The sequence below is a fragment of the Pseudoruegeria aquimaris genome (genome assembly GCF_900172235.1).
GTDB lineage: Bacteria > Pseudomonadota > Alphaproteobacteria > Rhodobacterales > Rhodobacteraceae > Pseudoruegeria > Pseudoruegeria aquimaris.
The window spans coordinates 95,566-115,592 of sequence record NZ_FWFQ01000009.1 but is presented as its reverse complement, the minus strand read 5'-3'; the positions used below and the strand labels follow the sequence as shown (position 1 = coordinate 115,592).

Genomic DNA, 20,027 nt, shown 5'->3' with positions numbered 1-20,027 from the left:
CGTGCCCCAGCTTCAGCTGCGCAACCCGTGGTGCAGCAGGATCGGCACCACGAGATCCTCTTCGTCCGCAAGATGGCGGGCGAGAAAGCGGGTGATCGCGGCGGCGTCGTCCTGCAGGTGGCGGGCCTCTTCGAGGGATTGGGCCTCGTCCAGCTGCGCCAGCTGCACCACGCGGTTGGCGCGGCGGGTGAAGCGCTCCAGCGTTTCGTCGAGCACGAGGTGATCGCTCTCCAGAGTCTCAAGCCCGGCGTCGAAGCGCGGATCCGCCGGGCTCAGTTCGGGGAAGAAGCTGCGGTCCTCCCAGCCGTGGTGGCCGTGCAGGTTCGCCACCAGCAGTCCGCCGAAATGCGACAGCCGGCCCGCGAAGCGCGCAAGCTCCATCTCTCCGGCAGCAACGCTGCGGGTGTCGTCCTCGGTCAGGGCGCCGAGATCGCGGAACATCTGGTGGGCGCCCATCCAGTTGCGGATGGAGCGGGCGAAGTTCGGGTGATCCGGCCAGCTATCGCGTGGATGGGCCCGAAGCAGCAGTTGCCACTCGTCCGGCAACCCGCTGCGCGTGTGAATGCTGTATTGGGTCATCCCGCCAATATGGGGCACCTGTTATGATGTAACAGATCGTGACCCTGTGCGGCCACGCAGCCCCGCTGTGCGCCGCGCCTATGCCGCAGGTGCCCGCGGGCGCCACTGGCTGACGGCGAGCCCGGCGAGGATCAGCGCCAGCGCCGCCGGAAGCTGCACCGGGATCGGCTCGTCCAGCACCAGCGCGCCGAAGAGGATGGACCACACCGGCACCTGGTAGTTCGTCAGCGTCATGAAGCTGGGCCCGGCGGAGCGGATCACCGTGGTGCGCAGCCAGATCATCAGGGCGGTGGGCACGATCCCGAGGAAGGTGAGCGCCGCGAGCGGGGCCGCCCCCGAAGGGCCGGGCCAGCCGTCGATCAGCAGGGCGACGGGCACCATCAGCAGGGCCGAGACAAGCAGCGAGGCGGCGGCCAGCGGCAACACCCGCGTGGGCGGGCAGAGCCGGGTGATGATGGCGCCGGAGGCCAGCGAGACCACCGCCAGCAGGCAGGCCAGCCGGCCCCAGAGCTCCCCGCCCGCGCCGGTGCTGGCGAAAGCGCCGCCCCCCACCAGCAGCGCGGTGCCGGCGAAGCCCAGCCCGAAGCCGGCCAGCCTGCGCCGGGTCAGCCGTTCGCCGGGCACGAAGGCATGGGCCAGCGGCAGCACCACGAGGGGGATCATGGCCATCGACACCCCGGCGAAGGCCGAGCTCACGCGGGTCTGCGCCCAGCTGATGAGAAAGAACGGCACCGCCGTGGACAGCAGCCCCATGGCGATGGCGCAGAGCCAGATCGTGCCGCCGCGCGGATCCGACAGGCGCGGCAGGCTGCGGCCGGTGGCGGCGCAGACGGCAAGCAGGGTGAGCGCGCCCAGGAGGCTGCGCCCGGCGGCCACCTGAAGCGGGGTGAAGCCCTCGATGGCGATCTCGATCACCATGAAGGTCCCGCCCCAGACGAAGCCGAGGGTGGCGATGGAGAGCCAGTTCAAAGGGGTGGGGCGCGTGCTCATGGGGCCTTTCTAGGCAGAGGTGCAGGAAGGCGCCACGGCAAATGCCCCCTTGCGAAAAGAGAAAGGGCCGCCTGCTGGCGGCCCCTTCCCGAAAACCGGATCGCGCGGCGATCAGTTCTTGGCCTTGTCCACCATCTTGCCGGCGGAAATCCAGGGCATCATCGCGCGCAGCTTCTCGCCGGTGGCTTCGATCTGGTGCTCGTCGTTGGCGCGGCGGGCGGCCTTGATCGTGGGCTGGCCCACGGCGTTCTCCAGCATGAAGTCGCGCACGAACTTGCCCTGCTGGATGTCGGTGAGGACTTCCTTCATGGCTTTCTTCGTCTGCTCGTAGGGCAGGATGCGCGGGCCGGTGACGTATTGGCCGTATTCGGCGGTGTTGGAGATGGAGTAATCCATGTTGGCGATGCCGCCTTCGTAGATCAGGTCCACGATCAGCTTCACCTCGTGCAGGCACTCGAAGTAGGCCATTTCCGGGGCGTAGCCGGCTTCGACCAGGGTCTCGAAGCCGCAGCGGATCAGCTCCACGAGGCCGCCGCAGAGCACGGCCTGCTCGCCGAAGAGATCGGTTTCGCACTCTTCACGGAAGTTGGTTTCGATGATGCCGGAGCGGCCGCCGCCGATGGCGGAGCAGTAGGAGAGGCCGATTTCCAGCGCTTTGCCGGAGGCGTCGTTGTGGACGGCCACGAGGCAGGGCACGCCGCCGCCTTTCACGTATTCGCCGCGCACGGTGTGGCCCGGGCCTTTCGGCGCCATCATGATCACGTCCACGCCTTCCTTCGGCTCGATCAGGCCGAAGTGCACGTTCAGGCCGTGGGCGAAGGCGATGGCGGAGCCGGGCTTCAGGTTGTCGTGGACGTATTTCTTGTAGGTCTCGGCCTGAAGTTCATCGGGCATGGTGAACATGATCAGGTCGCACCATGCGGCGGCCTCGGCGATGCCCATCACGGTCAGGCCCTCGGCCTCGGCCTTCTTGGCGGAAGGGGAGCCTTCGCGCAGCGCCACGACGAGGTTCTTGGCGCCGGAATCGCGCAGGTTCAGCGCGTGGGCGTGGCCTTGGGAGCCGTAGCCCAGGATGGCCACTTTCTTGTCCTTGATCAGGTTGATGTCGCAATCGCGATCGTAATACACGCGCATGTCGGCGCTCCTTGCTTGCAGATTTGTTCTGAAGGCGAGCATAGGGGCTGCTGCGCAAAACGCACTTGCTGTGATTGAAGTTTTTCGTGGGTTATGAAAAAATCCATGCATAATAATTCTGAACGGCGAAATTTTCATGCTTGACGACACCGACCGCCGCCTCCTGCGCCACCTGCAGGCCGAGCCCGATCTCTCCATGGCCGAACTGGCCGAGCGCGCCGGCGTCACCGCGGCCACCTGCTGGCGCCGGATCGAGAAGCTCACCGAGGCCGGCGTGATCGAAGCCCAGCAGGCGGTGATCGACTGGCGTGCGCTCGGCTACACGGTGGATGTCTCGCTGCGGGTGACGCTCGACAAAACCGAGCCGCGCGCCTTCGACGATTTCATCGATGCGGCGCGCGAGGTGCCGGAAGTCTATGAAATCCAGACGTTTCTCGGCCGCGTGGACGTGCGGCTCTCGGTGCTGGCGCGCGACATCGGCCATTACCAGCAGGTCTACCGCAGCCGCATCCTCACCTTGCCCCACATCGCCGACATCGAGGCGCTGATGCATGTGGCCACCATCAAATCCGCCGAGACGCTGCCGCTGTGATCGATCTGGACGAAACCGACCGCAAGCTGCTGCGCGCGCTCAGCGAGGATGCGACCCAGAGCGCCGGCGCGCTGGGCCGCCGCTTCGGCCTGTCGCAGCCCGCCGCCTGGCGCAGGATCCGCCGGATGCAGGACGCCGGGGTGATCGCCGGGCGCCGGCTCGTGCTCAACAAGGAGGCGCTGGGCTTCGGCGTGACCGTCTTCCTCGGGGTGAAGCTGGCCACAAAGGGCCGCGTGAGTCTCGAGGATTTCGAGCGCGCCATCAGCGCCATCCCCGAGGTGCAGACGGTGGAGCACGTGCTGGGCCTCTACGATTATCGCCTGCGGGTGGTGGCCCGCGATCTGGCGGATTTCGAGCGCGTGCTGCGCCGCCGGATCATGACGCTGCCCGGCGTCGGCAACGTGGAGGCCAACGTGCTGCTGAGCGAAGAGCGCCGCCCCGGCCCGATCGGCTAGGTCGGAAAGGGCCCGGGCCGCGCTTGTGCTTTCCGCGCCCAGGGGCGACATTGGCGGCAAATCAGTCACTGCAAGGAAATGCCCATGTCCGCCCTGCTCGATAGCGTCGATCCCGACGGCCTGCTGGAATTCTCCGTCGTCTTCACCGACCGCTCGCTCAACCACATGTCGGCCACCTTCCAATCGGTGATGCGCGACATCTCCGCCATGCTGAAGGAGGTCTACGCCGCCGACGCCGTGGCGCTGGTGCCCGGTGGCGGCACCTACGCGATGGAGGCCGTCGCCCGCCAGTTCGCCACCGGCAGACGCGTGCTGGTGGTCCGCAACGGCTGGTTCTCCTACCGCTGGACGCAGATCTTCGAGGCCGGGGGCATCCCGTCCGAAGAGGTGGTGATGAAGGCGCGCCGCGTGGGCAACGATCCGCAGTCGCCCTTCGCGCCCGCCCCCCTCGAAGAGGTGGTGGCGAAGATCCGCGAATTCCGCCCCGAGGTCGTCTTCGCCCCGCACGTGGAAACCTCCTCGGGCATGATCCTGCCGGATGACTACCTCAAGGAGGTGGCCGAGGCCGCCCATGCGGTGGGGGCGATCTTCGTGCTCGACTGCATCGCCTCGGGCTGCGCCTGGGTGGACATGCGCAAGACCGGCGTGGACGTGCTGATCTCCGCGCCCCAGAAAGGCTGGTCCGCCTCGCCCTGTGCCGGGCTCGTGATGATGAATGAAACCGCCACGGCCCGGGCCAAGGCGGCGCAAAGCACCTCCTTCGCCGTGGATCTCGGCAAATGGCTCGCGATCATGGAGGCCTACGAGGCCGGGGGCCACGCCTATCACGCCACCATGCCCACCGATGCCCTGAGGGCCTTCCGCGACACGATGCTGGAAACCCGAAAATACGGCTTCGAGAAGCTGCGCGAGGCGCAATGGGAGCAGGGCCGCAGGGTGCGGGAGCTGCTCAAACGCCACGGCATCCGTTCGGTGGCGGCGGAAGGCTTCGAGGCGCCGGGGGTCGTGGTCAGCTTCACCGAGGATCCCGACGTGCAGTCGGGCCGCGCCTTCGCGGCGCAGGGGCTGCAGATCGCGGCCGGCGTGCCGCTGCAATGCGATGAAGGCCCCGACTACAAGAGCTTCCGCCTCGGCCTCTTCGGGCTCGACAAGCTCTACGACGTGGACGCCAGCGTGGCGCGTCTGGAAAAGGCCTTGGCGAAAGCCATCGGCTGATCCGGGTGGCGGCGCTCGCGAAACGCACGGCCAAAAGACGGGGCCCCACTTTGTTCCGAAAATATCCCGGGGGAGGCGCCGCAGGCGGCGGGGGCGGAGCCCCCTAGCGCCGGGCGGCCATCCCCATGCCGGCGCGCATGAGCGTCTTGCGCACGGGGGCCACGGAATAGAGCGTGTTCAGCAGGCCGGCGCGCAGATCGCGCAGGCCCTGCGCCCCCATCATCGAGGCGCGGTTGAGCGCATCGATCCCAGTGACGCGCAGCTTCACCTCCGGATGGCGGAGGCGGTTGTAGCGCGACAGCATCGCGGCATCGCCGAGCGCGCCAGGGTCGGCGCGGGCGAGATCGAGCAGCACCCGCAGATCGCCGAGACTCATGTTCAACCCCTGGGCGCCGATCGGCGGCACGGCGTGGGCGGCCTCGGCCACCAGCGCCGTGCGCTCGGCGTCGAAACGCTCGGCGATCTGGCTGATCATCGGCCAGATCGAGCGCTCGGTGACGAGGGTGAGCGGGCCGAACAGTCCGCAGGACCGGATGTTCATCTCGGCCTCGAAATCCGCGACGGGCAGCGATTTCAGGCGCAGCGCCTCGGGGCCGCGCTCCATCCAGACGACGGCGGAGCGGGGCGTGCCCTCGAGATCGGGCAGCGGCACCAGCGTGAAGGGGCCGCCGGAGCGGTGGATCTCGGTGGAGACATTGCCGTGCGGGATCGGGTGGGTCACCGAGAAGGCCAGCGCCTTCTGGCCGTAGCGCAGGGTGCGCACCGGGATGCCGAGCGCCTCGCGGGTTGGGGAGTGGCGCCCGTCCGCGGCGATCAGCAGCCGCGCGGCCACGCGGGTTCCGTCGCTCAGGCGCACGTGGGCGGCGCTGCTGCGGGTGAGCACGCCCACGGTGGAGACGCCGGGCCGGAAGGTGACGTTGGGCAGCTCGCCCAGACGCGCCACCATCTCCCGCCGCAGCAGCCAGTTCGGCAGGTTCCAGCCGAAAGGCGCGTCCGAGATGTCGGAGGCGTCGAAATCCTTCACCACGCGCGGCTCCGGCACCTTGCCGCCGGCATCCACGATCCGCATCACCTGCAGCGGCGCGGCATGGGGGGCGAGCCGCTCCCAGAGGCCGGCATCTTCGAGGAAGGCGCGCGAGGGTTGCAGGAAGGCCGTGGTGCGCAGGTCCGTTCCCGGGGCGTCGGCCTCGGTCACGGGCGGCTGCGGATCGACGCAGATCACCGAGAAGCCCGCGCTGCCGAAGGCGGCCGCGGCGGTGAGCCCGGCGACGCCGCCGCCGGAGACCAGGATGTCGGTGTCGATGCGGCTCATCGAAGGCTCCCTGCGGGCGCGCGGCGCATCAGCCGCGGCTGATCAGCACCAAAACGAGGAACATCACCGGCACGGCCATCACGGCCGGGATGGCGATCCCCACGATGCCGAAGGTGAGGCCGGAAATCAGCCAGAGGCTGACCACCGTGATGATGTGATACCAGATGTTGGCATCCTGCCCCTCGTGGTAATCCTTCAGAATCCAGCCGAAGACGGGAAGGGCAAAGACCAGGCGCTGCCAGAAGGGGCGGCGTGCGGCGATACTCGTCATGATATGTCCTGTGCGCTTGTGTGTTCACCATGGATATAGGCGTCTTCTAGCGCGTTTCGCCCCCGGCGACCTGCGACAGAAAGTCGGCCAGGTCGGCGGTGTGGTGATGGATATGCGCGGCCGGTTCGGGCTCCGGCGCCACGTGGACGGTGCGCATCCCCATGGCGTGGGGGGCCTGGAGGTTGCGGGAATCGTCTTCGAACATGGCCGCGGCCTCCGTCTGCACGCCGTCGCGGGCGAAGACGGCCTCGAAGGCGCCGGTTTCGGGCTTGGGGCGGTAGCCGGCGTGCTCCACGCCGTAGATCGCATCGAAGACTCCCGAAAGCCCGCGGGCGGCGACGACGCGTTCGGCGTAGGGCGCGCTGCCGTTGGTGTAGACGATCTTGCGCCCCGGCAGGCCGCGGATCAGGGCGGCGAGGCGCGGATCGGGTTCGAGGTGGTCGAGGCTGATGTCGTGGACGTCCTCGAGGTAGGGCACGGGATCGACCCCGTGTTCGGCCATCAGCCCCGCCAGAGTGGTGCCGTGCAGGGCCCAGTAGCGGCGGCGCAGACGGTCGGCCTCGGCGCGCGGCACGCCGAGCGCATCCATGACGTAGGCTGTCATCCGGGTTTCGATCTGGTCGAACAGCCGCGCCTGTGGCGGATAGAGCGTGTTGTCGAGATCGAACACCCAGTGGCGGACGTGGGAGAAGGAAGCGGAAATCATGGCGCCATGGTAAAACGCCGCGGGGCGGGGTTCAATCGGAGCCACGTCTTGATCCTCTGCGGCATCCCGCCCTAGGGTGGCGCAAACAGGGGATTTTTCGAGAGCCATGGCCGAGACGAAACCGCAGAACAAGGATGCCTACGCGCTGATCCTCGAAGCCATCGACGTGGGCATCTACAAGCCCGGCGACCGGTTGGTGGAAAGCGAACTGGCCGATCGCTTCGGCGTGTCGCGCACGCCGATCCGGGAGGCTTTGCAGCGGCTGGAAACGCAATCCCTGCTCACGCGGGACGGCCGCTCGCTGATCGTCGCCTCGCTGGATCACAACCAGATGGCCGAGCTCTATGCCGTGCGCAGCGAGCTGGAGGGGCTGGCGGCGCGGCTGGCCGCGCGCCACGCCACGCCGGAGGAGGTGAAGGTGCTGCGCGACATGGTGATCGAGGATCAGGCCTTCATGGATGATCCGGAGGCGCTTTCACGGGCGAACCGGCGTTTCCACAAGCAGATCCACCTGGCCAGCCACAACCGCTACCTCGTCCAGCAGCTGGATCTCGTGCACCGCACCATGGCGCTCATGGCCACCACCTCGCTGGCGGCCGAAGGGCGCGGCGAAACCGCGCTGGCGGAGCATGGCGCCATCGTGGAGGCGATCGCGGCCGGCGATGGTGATGCCGCCTATGCCGCCCTGCGCCGCCACCTGTCGCAGGCCTTCGAGACGCGCCTCAAGCAGGACGCGAAGAAGGAGCTTCTGGGCTAGCGGCCCCGCCATGATCGCCGTGGTCGGTCTTGTCCCAGTAGAAGGGATCGCGGATCAGCTCGAAGGCGGCCTTGTAGGCGGCGAAGGTGCCCAGCGGATGGTAGAAGTGCAGCGTCGGCACCCATTTCACCAGCCAGCCCGCGCCCCGGCGCAATACCGCCACCGCACCGATGGTGATGTTGCTCACCTCGGCGGCGAGAAACAGGCCGACGGCGGCCCAGATCAGCGCCGGCGGCAGCAGCGATGACACCGGGTGCGGCAGGCCGAAGAACATCAGCCAGCAGCTCCAGAGCAGGGGCGCCAGCCAGACCTGCATCAGCGACCCGGCAAAGAGCACCTGCACCCCGAGAAAACGCCAGGGGCCGAGATCGCGCAGCAGCGCCGCCGGGTTGCGCATGTGCACGGCATAGGTGACGGCATAGCCCTTGATCCAGCGCGAGCGCTGCTTGATCCAGGGCAGGGCGCGGGCGTTGGCCTCTTCGCGGGTGACGGTGGTGAGGGTTTCGGCGCGGTAGCCGTGGCGGGCCAGCCGCAGGCCGAGATCGGCGTCTTCCGTCACGTTGTGGGCGTCCCAGCCGCCCAGGTCCTCCAGCGCGGCGCGGCGGAAGAAGAGCGTCGTGCCGCCGAGCGGGATCACGAGGCCGAGGCGGCAGAGGCCCGGCAGGATCACCCGGAACCAGGTGGCGTATTCGATGGTGAAGCAGCGCGCCAGCCAGTTGCGTTCGGCATTGTAGAAATCGAGGATGCCCTGAAGGCAGGCCACCTCGGGGCCGCGTTCGTGGAAGCGTTTCACCACCGCATGGATCTGCCCAGGTGCCGGGGCATCCTCGGCGTCGTAGATGCCGATGAGGCTGCCGCGGCAGAAATCCAGCGCGTAGTTCATTGCGCGGGGCTTGGTGCGCACGCGGCCGCGCGGCACCGGCACGATGCTGACCCAGGGCGGAAGCTGGATGCGCGAGAGCGTGGCGCGGGTGGTGAAATCGTCCTCTTCGAGGACGAGGATCACGTCGAGCAGCTCGCGCGGGTAGTCCAGCGCTTCGAGGCGGGCGAGCAGGTGCTCGGCGATGCGGCGTTCCTTGAACAGGGGCACGAGGATCGAGACGATGGGCAGCCGGGCGATGCTGGGGGGCGGCGCCGCGCGCGCCGCCAGCACCTCGGTCGCCCCCGGCGCGGGCGCCGGTTTCGGAGCGGCCACGGCGGCGGCGATCTTGAGCGCGGTGAGCGCGACGAGGCTGAGGCAGGCCAGCAGGAACAGCGCCACGAGCGCCTGGGCGGGGTAGAGCAGCGCGGCTGTGAGGAAGACCGCGAGCACGGAGCGCATCAGGGGCGCGGGCTGCGCCCAGCGGCGGCAGCTTTCGCGCTGCATGACGCGGGCCTCCGCGCTGGCCACGAGCGCCGAACCCATGGCCTGCGCCACCGCCCGGCGCACCGCCGCCTGCCGCGCCAGCACCATGTGCACCGGCCCCAGCGAAGGCGGCAGGCTGCGGCGCAGCGCGGCAAACTGCTCGGGCCGCGAGGTGGCCAGCACGATGCCGTTTCCGAGGCGCCGCCAGGGCACGCAGCCGTTCTTCAGGCAGAAGGAGCCGCCGAGGCGGCGCACGAGGCCGGGATCGGGCGGCTCGGTATCGAGATCGACCTCCGGGCAGCCCCAGCGGCGGGACATCGCCAGCATCAGCCCGTCTTCGCTGATCCAGCCGTTCGCGAGCAGGATTTCTGGGGTGTCGGCCTCTTCGCGCTGGCGCAGCGCCAGCGCGCGGGCCAGATCGCCCGGATCCACGCCGCCGTATTCGACGAGACACTCCGAGAGCGGCGCCATCGGGCGGGCCGTGGCGCTGCCGGGCCGGGGCGTGGTTTCCGGCGTGCCGGTTGCAGCCGGCACGAGGCGCAGGGGAGATCGGGGCATCGCATCTCCTGGAACGGGTGGACCGCCGAAGTGCTGCGGCGCCGCCAGTCTAGGGACGCGAGGTTAACGCCGGTTTAAGTGCTTCGCTGACCCTCCGGGCCCATGCCAGGCAAGCGGGGAGGGGTGCCGCGCGGCGCCTCAGCCGGCGGCGCGGGCGCTCATGGCCTCGGCGAAGCGCTCGAACAGGTAGTAGCTGTCCTGCGGGCCGGGGCTGGCCTCGGGGTGATACTGCACCGAGAACACGGGGCGATCGGCGATGCGGATGCCGCAGTTGGAGCCGTCGAACAGCGAGACATGGGTTTCCACCACGCCTTCGGGCAGGCTCTGGCTGTCCACGGTGAAGCCGTGGTTCATCGAGGTGATCTCCACCTTGCCGGTTTCCAGATCCTTCACCGGGTGGTTGGCCCCGTGGTGGCCGTGGTTCATCTTGATCGTGCGCGCACCGAGCGCGAGCGCGAGCATCTGGTGGCCGAGGCAGATGCCGAAGACGGGCAGATCCGTCTTCTCGAGGATCTCGCGGATCATCGGCACCGCGTATTCACCGGTGGCCGCCGGATCGCCCGGGCCATTGGACAGGAAGACGCCGTCCGGCGCGTGCGCCAGCACCTCCTCGGCGGTGGCGGTGGCGGGCAGGACGGTCACGTCGCAGCCGGCGGAGGCGAGGCAGCGCAGGATGTTGCGCTTGGCGCCGAAGTCCAGCGCCACCACCTTGTGGCCGGGCGCGCTGCGCCGGCTGTAGCCCTCGGGCCAGGCCCACCGCATTTCATCCCACTTGTAGGATTGGGCGCAGGTGACGTCCTTGGCGAGATCGAGCCCTTCCAGCCCCTTGAAGGCGCGGGCCTTGGCCACGAGGGCCTCGATGTCGAAATTGCCCTGAGCGTCATGGGCCAGCGCCACGTGGGGCGCACCCTGCTGGCGGATGGCGCGGGTCAGGCGGCGGGTGTCGATGCCGCCGATGCCGATGCGGCCGCGCTTGGCGAGCCAGGCGCCCAGCTCTTCGGTGCTGCGCCAGTTGGAGGGCTCGGTGGGATCCCATTTCACAACCATGCCGTCGGCCACCGGATCGGTGGTTTCGTCGTCTTCCGGGTTCACGCCGGTGTTGCCGATGTGGGGGAAGGTGAAGGTGACGATCTGGCCGGCGTAGGAGGGATCGGTCATGATCTCCTGGTAGCCCGTCATCGCCGTGTTGAAGCAAAGCTCGGCCTGGGTGCTGCCCTCCGCCCCGAAGCCGTATCCGTAGAACAGTGTTCCGTCGGCCAGTGCAAGGCAGGCCGTTGGCTTGGTGGGGGTGAACAGGGCGCTGGCAGCGGCAGACATCACGGGACTCCTCGGCACAAAATTGTCGGGAAACTAGGGGCAGCGGGGGCATTGGTCAAGTCGAAACCTCAAATTTGAAAATGCAATGAAAACAATAGCTTGCGAGGCTGTGCCGCCATTGTCTTGCCGGCGCCTTCGGGCTAAGGTTCAGGCTTTGGGGAAACTTCGGAACGCTTGGGGACAGCCAGACCGATGAACATGAGAAAACAGATCAGCGCCGCGCTCAAGGAGGCGATGAAGGCCAAGGATGCCGGCAGGCTCTCCACGTTGCGGCTCATCAACGCCGCCATCAAGGACAAGGACATCGCCCTGCGGGGCGAAACCGGCGAGGGGGAAGTCTCCGATGCCGACATCCTTGGAATCCTTGGGAAAATGGTTAAGCAGCGCCAGGAGAGCGCGCGCGCCTACGAAGAGGGCGGGAGGCTGGAACTGGCCGAGAAGGAACGGGCCGAGATCGCGGTGATCGAGGATTTCCTGCCGCGCCAGCTCTCGGACGCGGAAATCGCCGCCGCCATCGATGCCGCCATCGCCGAAACCGGCGCCGAGTCGATCCGCGACATGGGCAAGGTGATGGGCGTGCTGAAGGGCAAATACACCGGCCAGATGGATTTCGGGAAGGTCGGCGGGATGCTGAAGGACCGCCTCGGTTGAGCCGGCGGGCGGCGCTCGCCCGCCGCTTCCGGCGCCCGTGCGCGCCGGTTTCGCGGCGGGGCGCATCGGCCACATTGTGCGCCGCGGCGCGCAACTGCGCTTGACGGCGGCAGCCCGCCGTTGCAGTTGTCGTCCGGACACGCGCGGCGTTTACGCTGCGGAACCATGGAACACATGATCACCAGCGAAGGTTTTCGACAATGACTCCCCTGAACCCAATTCGCAAAGTTCCGGCCCCCGCAGGCTATGGCGCCGGTGATGTGCTCGTCGTTTTCGGCGAGGTCTTCGGGCGCGGCTACGTGAACGGGCTGATCGACGCCGCGGAGAAGGCGGGGATGACCGTGCTCTACGGCACCGTCGGGCGCCGGGACGCAGAAGGCAACCTGCGCCCGCTGACCGATGCGGAACTGGCCGAGAAGGGCCACGGCCCGATCATCAACGTGCCGCTGGAAGCGGGTTTCGACAAGGAGAAGGGCTCCGACGGGCTGACGCTTTCCGACCGCCTCAACGCGCTGGGCAAGGATTGGGAGAACGGCAGCCTCGACATGGCGGCCATCGAGGAGACCCGCCAGAAGGGCGAGGCCAGGTTCAAGGCCAGCGTTGCCGCGTTCATGGCGGCGCTCAAGCCGCATCTGCCCGAGGGGGCCAACGTGCTCTTCGCCCACACGATGGCGGGCGGCATTCCGGCGTCCAAGCGGGTGCTGTCGGTGTCCAACCGGGTGTTCAAGGGCACGGGCGCGCGCTTCCAATCCTCCGAGACCTACTGGAACTCCCCGATCGGGCGGGCCTGCGAGATCTCCTTCGAGGAGGTCACCGCGCGCACCCTGAAGCACCTCGTGGAGGGCTCCGCCGAACTGCGCGCCGAGATCGAGGCCAAGGGCGGGCGCGTGAACTACGTGGCCTACGGCTACCACGGCACCGAATGCCTGATCGACGGCAGCTACCAATGGCAGACCTACGCGCCCTACCTGCAGGGGTTCGCCAAGATGAAGCTCGAGGATCTCGCCGCGGAGGCCCGCGCCACGGGCGTGAACGTCTCCGTCTACAACGCGCCCGAGATCCTGACGAACTCCTCCGGCGTCTTCGTGGGCGTGGAGCTGCCGCTCTACCGGCTGCTGAACGCGCTGGACCACGAGGCCGAAAGCGCGCCGCTCTCCGCAACGGTCAAGGCCAACTGCGCAGCCAAGCTGACCGACGGCGAGGCCGCGCTGGCCCGCGTGCAGGAGATCCTGGACACCTACCACGCCGATCCGGCGACGCAGTACATGCGCGTCTTCGAGAACTGGCCGCAGCACAACACCCAGGAGCAGATGGACATCATGCTCGGCAGCTCCGCCGAACTGCGCGCCATGCACAAGGACAGCGACGATCTGATGACGAGCTACCTGAGCCAGCTCGTCTTCACCGCCTGCGGCCACATCATGCTGCACCAAAGCTGGACGGCCGACAGCGCCGCCTACTGGATGGGCCATGACGTGGTGTCCAAGACGCTGGGCGTCACCGGGCTGCCGGGCTGACGCCGGCAGCAGCGCCAGCCAGACCGAACCTGCGGAAAGCCCGGCCAGCGCGCCGGGCTTTTTCATGCCCTTCGCATAGGGGCGTGAGCGGATCGCGATTGCCGGCCTCACGGCCCCCTGACGCCCGTGAAGCGGCGCGTCGGGCACCTTCCGCGCACCAAGGTTTCCCGGTGATGTGGTTTCGGTGGGTGGGCGGATGGGTTTGTTCGAGTCGGCTTTGCAGGTTCTGGCCCTTCAGGGGCCCGCGGTCGTCGGCGTGGCCGGCGTCTGCCTCTACGTAGGCAACTACTGCCTGCTGGTGCTCCAGCGCACCGACAGCCGCTGCATCGGCTATTTCCTCGTGAACATGGCGGCGGCGGCCTGCGTGCTGGTGAGCCTGACGCGGGATTTCAACCTCGCCTCGGCCATGATCCAGGTGCTCTGGATCGCGCTCGGCACCGTGGGGATCGCCCTGCGGCTGGCGCGCCGGAAGCGGGGGCAGGCGGCCGCCGGTGCGGTTCCGGCGCTGCCGCGCGACGCCCGCCGCCGTGCGCCGCCGGCCCGTGGCGCGATGCGCCGAACGCCGGGGCGCGTGCGGGTGCAGGGCCTCGGGCGCTGAGGCGGCAGCGCGCCCAGCTGCCCCCGCGTTAACGCGGCGGCGCTTTCCCGCTAACGGTTGGTTCACATCTTTCGGGCTAGACAGTGGCAGGCGCCGCATCCGGGTTTCATTCCCGCCCGCTGGGGCGCCGATTTTCGAAAGGCGCGGCCCCCGTGGTCCTAGCCCGCCACTTCCAACCCCGCTCGTTTTCCCGTGCGGGAGGGCGATGGGGCACGGCCCGTGCGAGCAGAACTTTCGAAAAAGCGCATCGCGCGCATGGATGGCCTTGTGCCGGCCGCCGCCCGCCCTGTGTCCCCTCTGGGCATCCGGCTGCGGCCCGCACTGCTCCTGGTGTCCTGCCATCCGGCGGCGCGCGGCGAAACGGGGAGGGCACCAGCCTTCTTCATGTGCCTCTGGCTCTGGTCAGTTCCCCAGACGCCCGAGCCAGAGGCGCAGATCCGCCGCCAGCTGCACGCGTTCCTCCTCGCTCAGGAAACGGCCGATCTCCACCGGGCGCGGACCGCCTTTCAGCACGATGTAGTTGGGCACCGGGCCACCGCGCTCCACCAGCTCCACGCTGATCCAGTAGGGGTTGGCCTCCCATGTCCGCTCCGGCCCCCGCGGCGCGATGTGGCGCAGCAGCGCGCGGTCCGGCCAGAGGGTGAGTTCCTCGGTGATCGCGGCGTCGCGCTGGTTGCGCCGGATCGCATACCAGACGCCGCCGACGGCGAGCGCGAAGAAGGGCAGCAGCCCCCAGAGCACCGGCGAGCCCAGCACCGCCAGAAGCGGCAGCAGGAAGAGCGCCGCCGTCGCACCGATGAAGATCACGAAGCCGCGCGGCGTGAGCGATTGATGCGGCTCCAGCAGCAGGCGCACGCGGGGCAGGGCGTGGCCCTCACGGAAAGGGGCCCCGGATTGCTCCGGGGCCCCTTCAGGATATTCAAGCCATGTGGCCGGCATCTTCGATGCTTCGTCAGCTAGGCTGGGTCAGGCCGCCCTCAGTGGGCGTGGCCCTTGTCCCAGTCGGACTGCTTGGGCAGGGTTTCGAAGGTGTGCTCCGGCGGCGGGCAGGGCAGCGTCCACTCGAGCGTGTCGGCATACTCGTTCCAGTAGTTGTCTTCTTCGATCTTCTTGCCGCGGGTCAGGGTGTAGAACACCACGCCGATGAAGAAGAGGAAGGAGGCAAAGGAGAGGAAGGCGCCCCAGCTGGAGATGGTGTTCCAGTAAGCGAAGGCTTCCGGGTAGTCGATGTAGCGGCGGGGCATGCCCTGACGGCCCAGGAAGTGCTGGGGGAAGAAGGTCATGTTCGCGCCGATGAACATCATCCAGAAGTGCAGCTTGCCGGCCCATTCCGGGTATTGGCGGCCGCTCATCTTGCCGATCCAGTAGTAGATGCCGGCGAAGATGCAGAACACGGCGCCGAGGCTCATCACGTAGTGGAAGTGGGCAACCACGTAGTAGGTGTCGTGGTAGGCGCGGTCGACGCCGGCCTGGGAGAGCACCACGCCCGTCACACCGCCCACGGTGAACAGGAAGAGGAAGCCGAAGGCCCAGAGCATCGGGGTCTTGAATTCCACCGAGCCGCCCCACATCGTGGCGATCCAGGAGAAGATCTTGATGCCGGTGGGCACCGCGATCACCATCGTGGCCAGCATGAAGTAGGACTGCTGCGTCAGGCTCATGCCCACGGTGTACATGTGGTGCGCCCAGACGACGAAGCCCAGAACACCGATCGCCACCATGGCGTAGACCATCGGCAGGTAGCCGAAGATCGGCTTGCGCGCGAAGGTCGCGATCACCTGGGAGATGATGCCGAAGCCCGGAACGATGATGATGTACACTTCCGGGTGGCCGAAGAACCACAGGATGTGCTGGTAGAGGATCGGGTCACCGCCGCCGGAGGGCTGGAAGAAGGTGGTGCCGAAGTTGCGGTCCGTCAGCAGCATCGTGATGGCGCCGGCCAGCACGGGCAGCGACAGCAGGATGAGCCAGGACGTCACGAAGATCGACCAGCCGAACAGCGGCACCTTGTGCAGCGTCATGCCGGGGGCGCGCATGTTCAGGAAGGTGGTGATCATGTTGATCGCGCCGAGGATCGAGGAGGCGCCGGAGACGTGCACCGCGAAGATCGCCAGATCCATCGACATGCCGCCTTCGTTGGTGGAGAGCGGCGGGTAGAGCACCCAGCCCACGCCGGAGCCGAGCTGATCGTTGCCACCCGGGGCCAGCATGGAGGCCACGCCGAGCGCCACGCCGGTGACATACATCCAGTAGGAGAGGTTGTTCATCCGCGGGAACGCCATGTCAGGCGCGCCGATCTGAAGCGGCATGAAGTAGTTGCCGAAGCCCCCGAAGAGTGCCGGGATGACGACGAAGAACATCATCAGCACGCCGTGATAGGTGATCATCACGTTCCAGAGGTGGCCGTTGGGGGTGCAGACCTCGTCGGATGCGAGGAAACGTGCGCCTTCCAGGCACATGTACTGCACGCCCGGTTCCATCAGCTCCAGCCGCATGTAGACGGTGAAGGCGACGGAAATGAAGCCTACGATGCCCGCGGTGAAGAGATAAAGGATACCGATATCCTTGTGGTTCGTTGACATGAACCAGCGCGTGAAGAACCCGCGCTCGTCATGGTGTTCGTCATGGCCTTGAATGGCTGCGTCCGCCATGTAAGTGCCTCCCGGTCCCTAGTTCGATTCTGTCGCACCGGGAGTCACCTCCCGCAGCGCGTTCCGCCCCCCTCTTAAGCATGCAGGGGGGCGGAGACAATGTATCAGAGCGCCGCAGCGCATTTTTTTGTTTGCGGGTTCCGCCCTGTTCCGCCCTACTGGGCCGCGCCGACGGAGGCGAGGTAGGCCACCACGTCTTCCGCGCCCTTGGTGAGCTTGAAGCTCATCTTGGATTTGGCGCCGCCGTCACCGAGCGTTTCCTGCAGGAACTTCTTCGGATCGGCGAGGTAGGAAACGAGGTTTTCCTCGTTCCACACCAGCCCGGCTTCGCCTGCGGCGACCAGATCGTTGCCGTAGCGGAAGCCCTCGACGGAGCCGGCCTGGCGCCCGATCACGCCGTAGAGGTTGGGGCCGGTCTTGCCGCCCTTGAAGATCACGTTGTCGCCGTCGGCGATCATGTGGCAGGCCTTGCACTTCTTGAAGCCCGCTTCGCCCTTGGCCACGTCGCCGGCGGCGAGGGCGGGGGTGGCGAGCGCAAGGGCGGCGATGGTGGCGAGAATACGTTGGGTGGTCATCTGTGCCTCACGTTTCAATGGCTGTCGGAGAAGGACAATAGCCCTTTTGCGCCGCCTGGGAACGTCACAGATGTCGCAGCACTCCGGCCGGCGGCGCCGTCAGCCGAACACCGTGTCGAACTGGGCGCGCAGGGCGACGTCCAGATCGTTCATCGTCACCGGCAGGCCGAGGTCCACGAGGCTGGTGACCCCGTGTTCGGTGATTCCGCAGGGCACGATGCCGGTGAAATGTTCGAGGTCCGGCTCCACGTTGATCGAGATGCCGTGGAAGCTGACCCATTTGCGCAGGCGGATGCCGATCGCGGCGATCTTGTCCTCCCGCACCGCGCCGCTCGGGCCGCGCGGCTTCTCGGGGCGCTGCACCCAGACGCCGACGCGCCCTTCGCGGATCTCGCCCTTCACGTTGAATTCGGCCAGGGTGGCGATCACCCATTCCTCCAGCTGCTGCACGAAGCGGCGCACGTCGCGCCCGCGCCGGCCCACGTCCAGCATCACGTAGACGACGCGCTGGCCGGGGCCGTGGTAGGTATACTGCCCGCCGCGCTTGGTCTCGTAGACGGGGAAGCGGTCCGGGTCGGTGAGATCCTCGATCCGCGCCGAGGTGCCCGCGGTATAGAGCGGCGGATGTTCCACCAGCCAGATCAGCTCCTCGGCCTCGCCGGCCGCGATCGCGGCGGCGCGCGCCTCCATGAAGGCCACGGCCTCGTCGTAGTCGAGCAACCCCTCGCGGGTGATCCATTCCACCATGTCGTGCCTCTCCTGACAGCCTGCCGGAGCGGTAGCGAAGGGGCGCGCGCTTGTCCAGCGGCGCCGCTGGCCGGGGGCGGGGAGGGGGGCTGGCATGGGGCTGGCAAGGGGCCGGGGTGGAGCGCGCGGGGGCGTGGCAAAAAAATTTTCGAAAACCGGTTTTTTCCGCTTCACATCCCGAAAAGCAGGGGCTAAGTAGCGCCTCACCTACCTGATCACGTGCGGTCGTGGCGGAATTGGTAGACGCGCAGCGTTGAGGTCGCTGTGGGGTAACTCCCGTGGAAGTTCGAGTCTTCTCGACCGCACCAACCACCCCCTGAAGCGGGGTGGACAGGAAAAGGCCAATCTAGGAAATTTTCGTTATTGCGGCCCCTTGCGGGGCGTTCTTCGCGTGGCCTCCGGCGCCTGTGACGCTGGGGCGCCGCGCCATGCCGCCTTTGCCGCTTTGCCTGCCGGCCGCGCGCCGCTACACAGGCGGGCGAGAGCAAGACGAGGAGAGCCCATCCCATGAGCCAATCGCAGCCCGTGACCCTGAAGGACTGGTCGGACCTGCTGAAATCCCTGCCCAAGGCCGATGCCGCCGCCGCGCAGGCCGCGCGTGCGCGCAACGGCGTGCTGACCAAGCCGCCCGGCGCCTTGGGGCGGCTCGAGGACCTGGCGATCTGGTATGCCGGCTGGCGCGGGACCGACAGGCCCTCCGTCGAGTCGCCGCAGGTCATCGTCTTCGCCGGCAACCACGGTGTCGCAGCGCGCGGGGTCTCGGCCTTTCCGGGCGAGGTGACGGTGCAGATGGTGGCCAATTTCGAACACGGCGGCGCGGCGATCAACCAGCTCTGCAAGGCCGCGGGCGCTGCGCTTTCGGTGGTGCCGCTCGATCTCGACACCCCCACCGCCGATTTCACGCAAGGCCCGGCGATGAACGAGGCCGAATTCCTTGCCGCGCTGGCGGCGGGCTGGAACGCGGTGGATCCGCAGGCCGATCTCCTCGTCGTCGGGGAGATGGGCATCGCCAACACCACCTCGGCGGCGGCGATCTACCTCGCGCTCCACGGCGGCAGCGCGCTGGACTGGACGGGGCTCGGCACTGGAATCAGCGAAGAGGCCCTGCCGCTCAAGGCGCAGGTGGTGGCCGATGGCGTGGCGGCGAATCCGGGGCGGGGCGGGCTCGAGATCCTCGCGAATCTCGGCGGGCGCGAACTGGCGGCCATGGCGGGCGCGGTGGTGCGCGCGCGCGTGCTGTCGATCCCGGTGATCATGGACGGTTTCGTTTGCACCGCGGCGCTCTCCTGCCTGGCGCGCGAAAGCGCTGATGCGCTCGATCACGTGGTGGCCGGGCATGGCTCCGCCGAACAGGCCCATGGCGCGGCGCTGGCGAAACTGGGGATGGAGCCCCTGCTGGATCTCGGGATGCGGTTGGGCGAGGCCTCGGGCGGCGCGCTGGCGATCCAGATCCTGAAAGGGGCGGTGGCCTGCCATTCCGGCATGGCGACCTTCGCGGAAGCCGGGGTGTCTGAGGGTTAATTCTGCCCGTCACGATAGTGGCGGGCACGCGCCCGCCCGCCCCATGGCGGGCGCGTTTCGCGCCCACCCGGGCAGGCGCTTTGCTCTAAAGCACGACGCCCGCACTTTGTTGTGAGTGCTTACTTAGCTTTGTGCTTCTCCAGCGTTTCCTTGAACAGATACATCGGCAGCACGATCGCCGCGATCAGCGAGCCGAGCCAGACCAGCAGCGTTGCGGCCAGCAGGTTGGAGATGCCGCCGATGGTGAGGCCGGGCAGGATCAGGTTGGTGATCACGAGGCCCACGAAGACCGTCACCAGCGCCACCCCGCCCTGAAGCGCGGGCAGGTTCTTGAGCGACATCTTCGTCAGCAGCGGCCCCGCCACCACCGTGATGGCGGTGAACAGCAGCACCACGATCACGAACGATATGAAATCGATCGAGAAATTCGGCAGCAGCAGCCACGCCAGCAGCAGCCCCACCGCATTGGCCAGTGTCGTGAACACGGCCGAGATCAGCATCTTCATCATTCCTTGCGTCTCCGTCGGATGGACATC

The 20,027-nt window shown here is 67.8% G+C and carries 21 protein-coding genes and 1 tRNA gene; 9 read left to right on the top strand and 13 right to left on the bottom strand.

Annotated elements, in window-relative coordinates; all coding sequences use genetic code 11:
• Positions 1–12 precede the first annotated feature (12 nt).
• The 3 genes from PSA7680_RS08215 to ilvC all read right to left on the bottom strand — a co-directional run bounded on the left by PSA7680_RS08215 (position 13) and on the right by ilvC (position 2,703).
• Positions 13–579 (bottom strand): hemerythrin domain-containing protein, encoded by a 567-nt coding sequence (locus tag PSA7680_RS08215; RefSeq protein WP_085868227.1) that lies wholly within the window; start codon positions 577–579, stop codon positions 13–15.
• Between the two features lie 78 nt (positions 580–657).
• Complete coding sequence (locus tag PSA7680_RS08210; RefSeq protein ID WP_085868226.1) at positions 658–1,569, bottom strand: DMT family transporter; 912 nt, start codon at positions 1,567–1,569, stop codon at positions 658–660.
• A gap of 111 nt (positions 1,570–1,680) precedes the next feature.
• Entirely contained in the window at positions 1,681–2,703 is a 1,023-nt protein-coding gene (gene ilvC / locus PSA7680_RS08205) for a ketol-acid reductoisomerase (protein WP_085868225.1), read from the bottom strand.
• 136 nt (positions 2,704–2,839) lie between these two features.
• Here ilvC and PSA7680_RS08200 point away from each other — a divergent pair, with 136 nt between their 5' ends.
• The 3 genes from PSA7680_RS08200 to PSA7680_RS08190 all read left to right on the top strand — a co-directional run bounded on the left by PSA7680_RS08200 (position 2,840) and on the right by PSA7680_RS08190 (position 4,965).
• On the top strand, positions 2,840–3,295 hold the full coding sequence (locus PSA7680_RS08200; protein WP_085868224.1) for an Lrp/AsnC family transcriptional regulator: 456 nt from the start codon (positions 2,840–2,842) through the stop codon (positions 3,293–3,295).
• Positions 3,292–3,750, top strand: coding sequence for an Lrp/AsnC family transcriptional regulator (locus tag PSA7680_RS08195; protein WP_085868223.1), 459 nt, complete (start codon positions 3,292–3,294; stop codon positions 3,748–3,750). Before PSA7680_RS08200 ends, PSA7680_RS08195 begins: the two co-directional genes overlap by 4 nt.
• Positions 3,751–3,834: 84 nt before the next feature.
• Positions 3,835–4,965 carry an aminotransferase class V-fold PLP-dependent enzyme gene (locus tag PSA7680_RS08190; protein ID WP_085868222.1) on the top strand — a complete coding sequence of 377 codons (1,131 nt, stop codon included), beginning with the start codon at positions 3,835–3,837 and terminating at the stop codon, positions 4,963–4,965.
• Positions 4,966–5,068: 103 nt separating this feature from the next.
• On the opposite strand, the gene PSA7680_RS08185 is transcribed toward PSA7680_RS08190, so the two are convergent.
• Genes PSA7680_RS08185 through PSA7680_RS08175 form a run of 3 tightly spaced genes read right to left on the bottom strand, consistent with a single transcriptional unit; the run spans position 5,069 to position 7,254 of the window.
• Positions 5,069–6,277: a UbiH/UbiF family hydroxylase gene (locus PSA7680_RS08185; RefSeq protein ID WP_085868221.1), complete on the bottom strand. Its 1,209-nt coding sequence runs from the start codon at positions 6,275–6,277 to the stop codon at positions 5,069–5,071.
• Positions 6,278–6,305: 28 nt separating this feature from the next.
• Positions 6,306–6,548, bottom strand: a complete 243-nt coding sequence (locus PSA7680_RS08180; RefSeq protein ID WP_085868220.1) for a hypothetical protein — start codon at positions 6,546–6,548, stop codon at positions 6,306–6,308.
• Between the two features lie 46 nt (positions 6,549–6,594).
• A complete protein-coding gene (locus PSA7680_RS08175) occupies positions 6,595–7,254 on the bottom strand; it encodes a pyrimidine 5'-nucleotidase (RefSeq protein ID WP_085868219.1) in 660 nt (219 codons plus the stop codon).
• 106 nt (positions 7,255–7,360) lie between these two features.
• Here PSA7680_RS08175 and PSA7680_RS08170 point away from each other — a divergent pair, with 106 nt between their 5' ends.
• Positions 7,361–8,011, top strand: a complete 651-nt coding sequence (locus PSA7680_RS08170) for a GntR family transcriptional regulator (RefSeq protein WP_085868218.1) — start codon at positions 7,361–7,363, stop codon at positions 8,009–8,011.
• Here PSA7680_RS08170 and PSA7680_RS08165 read toward each other — a convergent pair.
• Entirely contained in the window at positions 7,977–9,914 is a 1,938-nt protein-coding gene (locus PSA7680_RS08165; RefSeq protein WP_085868217.1) for a glycosyltransferase family 2 protein, read from the bottom strand. The genes PSA7680_RS08170 and PSA7680_RS08165 overlap by 35 nt on opposite strands.
• A gap of 138 nt (positions 9,915–10,052) precedes the next feature.
• Positions 10,053–11,231, bottom strand: a complete 1,179-nt coding sequence (gene carA, locus PSA7680_RS08160; RefSeq protein WP_085868216.1) for a glutamine-hydrolyzing carbamoyl-phosphate synthase small subunit — start codon at positions 11,229–11,231, stop codon at positions 10,053–10,055.
• A 192-nt stretch (positions 11,232–11,423) separates the two neighbouring features.
• Between carA and PSA7680_RS08155 the strand changes: the two genes are divergently transcribed.
• The 3 genes from PSA7680_RS08155 to PSA7680_RS08145 all read left to right on the top strand — a co-directional run bounded on the left by PSA7680_RS08155 (position 11,424) and on the right by PSA7680_RS08145 (position 13,997).
• Positions 11,424–11,882 carry a GatB/YqeY domain-containing protein gene (locus PSA7680_RS08155; RefSeq protein ID WP_085868215.1) on the top strand — a complete coding sequence of 153 codons (459 nt, stop codon included), beginning with the start codon at positions 11,424–11,426 and terminating at the stop codon, positions 11,880–11,882.
• A gap of 200 nt (positions 11,883–12,082) precedes the next feature.
• The gene (locus PSA7680_RS08150) at positions 12,083–13,399 is read left to right on the top strand and encodes an enoyl ACP reductase FabMG family protein (protein ID WP_085868214.1); all 1,317 of its coding nucleotides are present in this window, start codon (positions 12,083–12,085) and stop codon (positions 13,397–13,399) included.
• 196 nt (positions 13,400–13,595) lie between these two features.
• Entirely contained in the window at positions 13,596–13,997 is a 402-nt protein-coding gene (locus PSA7680_RS08145; RefSeq protein ID WP_176244100.1) for a CBU_0592 family membrane protein, read from the top strand.
• A 402-nt stretch (positions 13,998–14,399) separates the two neighbouring features.
• Here the strand turns inward: PSA7680_RS08145 and PSA7680_RS08140 are convergent, their stop codons facing one another.
• The 4 genes from PSA7680_RS08140 to lipB form a co-directional block, all read right to left on the bottom strand.
• Complete coding sequence (locus PSA7680_RS08140) at positions 14,400–14,936, bottom strand: DUF2244 domain-containing protein (protein ID WP_085868213.1); 537 nt, start codon at positions 14,934–14,936, stop codon at positions 14,400–14,402.
• 38 nt (positions 14,937–14,974) lie between these two features.
• Complete coding sequence (gene ctaD, locus PSA7680_RS08135) at positions 14,975–16,648, bottom strand: cytochrome c oxidase subunit I (RefSeq protein WP_085868212.1); 1,674 nt, start codon at positions 16,646–16,648, stop codon at positions 14,975–14,977.
• A 155-nt stretch (positions 16,649–16,803) separates the two neighbouring features.
• A complete protein-coding gene (locus PSA7680_RS08130; protein ID WP_085868211.1) occupies positions 16,804–17,223 on the bottom strand; it encodes a c-type cytochrome in 420 nt (139 codons plus the stop codon).
• Between the two features lie 99 nt (positions 17,224–17,322).
• Entirely contained in the window at positions 17,323–18,066 is a 744-nt protein-coding gene (lipB, locus tag PSA7680_RS08125) for a lipoyl(octanoyl) transferase LipB (protein WP_275936522.1), read from the bottom strand.
• A gap of 125 nt (positions 18,067–18,191) precedes the next feature.
• Between lipB and PSA7680_RS08120 the strand changes: the two genes are divergently transcribed.
• Positions 18,192–18,278 (top strand) — tRNA-Leu (locus tag PSA7680_RS08120).
• Between the two features lie 199 nt (positions 18,279–18,477).
• On the top strand, positions 18,478–19,491 hold the full coding sequence (gene cobT, locus PSA7680_RS08115; protein ID WP_085868209.1) for a nicotinate-nucleotide--dimethylbenzimidazole phosphoribosyltransferase: 1,014 nt from the start codon (positions 18,478–18,480) through the stop codon (positions 19,489–19,491).
• A gap of 119 nt (positions 19,492–19,610) precedes the next feature.
• Here the strand turns inward: cobT and PSA7680_RS08110 are convergent, their stop codons facing one another.
• On the bottom strand, positions 19,611–20,000 hold the full coding sequence (locus tag PSA7680_RS08110) for a hypothetical protein (protein WP_085868208.1): 390 nt from the start codon (positions 19,998–20,000) through the stop codon (positions 19,611–19,613).
• Positions 20,001–20,027 lie beyond the last annotated feature (27 nt).

Excerpts from the sequence above, each read along its gene's own strand:
- PSA7680_RS08215 (WP_085868227.1), bottom strand. The coding sequence starts at position 579 with ATGACCCAATACAGCATTCACACGCGCAGCGGGTTGCCGGACGAGTGG.
- PSA7680_RS08210 (WP_085868226.1), bottom strand. The coding sequence starts at position 1,569 with ATGAGCACGCGCCCCACCCCTTTGAACTGGCTCTCCATCGCCACCCTC.
- ilvC (WP_085868225.1), bottom strand. The coding sequence starts at position 2,703 with ATGCGCGTGTATTACGATCGCGATTGCGACATCAACCTGATCAAGGAC.
- PSA7680_RS08200 (WP_085868224.1), top strand. The coding sequence starts at position 2,840 with ATGCTTGACGACACCGACCGCCGCCTCCTGCGCCACCTGCAGGCCGAG.
- PSA7680_RS08190 (WP_085868222.1), top strand. The coding sequence starts at position 3,835 with ATGTCCGCCCTGCTCGATAGCGTCGATCCCGACGGCCTGCTGGAATTC.
- PSA7680_RS08185 (WP_085868221.1), bottom strand. The coding sequence starts at position 6,277 with ATGAGCCGCATCGACACCGACATCCTGGTCTCCGGCGGCGGCGTCGCC.
- PSA7680_RS08180 (WP_085868220.1), bottom strand. The coding sequence starts at position 6,548 with ATGACGAGTATCGCCGCACGCCGCCCCTTCTGGCAGCGCCTGGTCTTT.
- PSA7680_RS08175 (WP_085868219.1), bottom strand. The coding sequence starts at position 7,254 with ATGATTTCCGCTTCCTTCTCCCACGTCCGCCACTGGGTGTTCGATCTC.
- PSA7680_RS08170 (WP_085868218.1), top strand. The coding sequence starts at position 7,361 with ATGGCCGAGACGAAACCGCAGAACAAGGATGCCTACGCGCTGATCCTC.
- PSA7680_RS08165 (WP_085868217.1), bottom strand. The coding sequence starts at position 9,914 with ATGCCCCGATCTCCCCTGCGCCTCGTGCCGGCTGCAACCGGCACGCCG.
- carA (WP_085868216.1), bottom strand. The coding sequence starts at position 11,231 with ATGTCTGCCGCTGCCAGCGCCCTGTTCACCCCCACCAAGCCAACGGCC.
- PSA7680_RS08155 (WP_085868215.1), top strand. The coding sequence starts at position 11,424 with ATGAACATGAGAAAACAGATCAGCGCCGCGCTCAAGGAGGCGATGAAG.
- PSA7680_RS08150 (WP_085868214.1), top strand. The coding sequence starts at position 12,083 with ATGACTCCCCTGAACCCAATTCGCAAAGTTCCGGCCCCCGCAGGCTAT.
- PSA7680_RS08145 (WP_176244100.1), top strand. The coding sequence starts at position 13,596 with ATGGGTTTGTTCGAGTCGGCTTTGCAGGTTCTGGCCCTTCAGGGGCCC.
- PSA7680_RS08140 (WP_085868213.1), bottom strand. The coding sequence starts at position 14,936 with ATGCCGGCCACATGGCTTGAATATCCTGAAGGGGCCCCGGAGCAATCC.
- ctaD (WP_085868212.1), bottom strand. The coding sequence starts at position 16,648 with ATGGCGGACGCAGCCATTCAAGGCCATGACGAACACCATGACGAGCGC.
- PSA7680_RS08130 (WP_085868211.1), bottom strand. The coding sequence starts at position 17,223 with ATGACCACCCAACGTATTCTCGCCACCATCGCCGCCCTTGCGCTCGCC.
- lipB (WP_275936522.1), bottom strand. The coding sequence starts at position 18,066 with ATGCCAGCCCCCCTCCCCGCCCCCGGCCAGCGGCGCCGCTGGACAAGC.
- cobT (WP_085868209.1), top strand. The coding sequence starts at position 18,478 with ATGAGCCAATCGCAGCCCGTGACCCTGAAGGACTGGTCGGACCTGCTG.
- PSA7680_RS08110 (WP_085868208.1), bottom strand. The coding sequence starts at position 20,000 with ATGATGAAGATGCTGATCTCGGCCGTGTTCACGACACTGGCCAATGCG.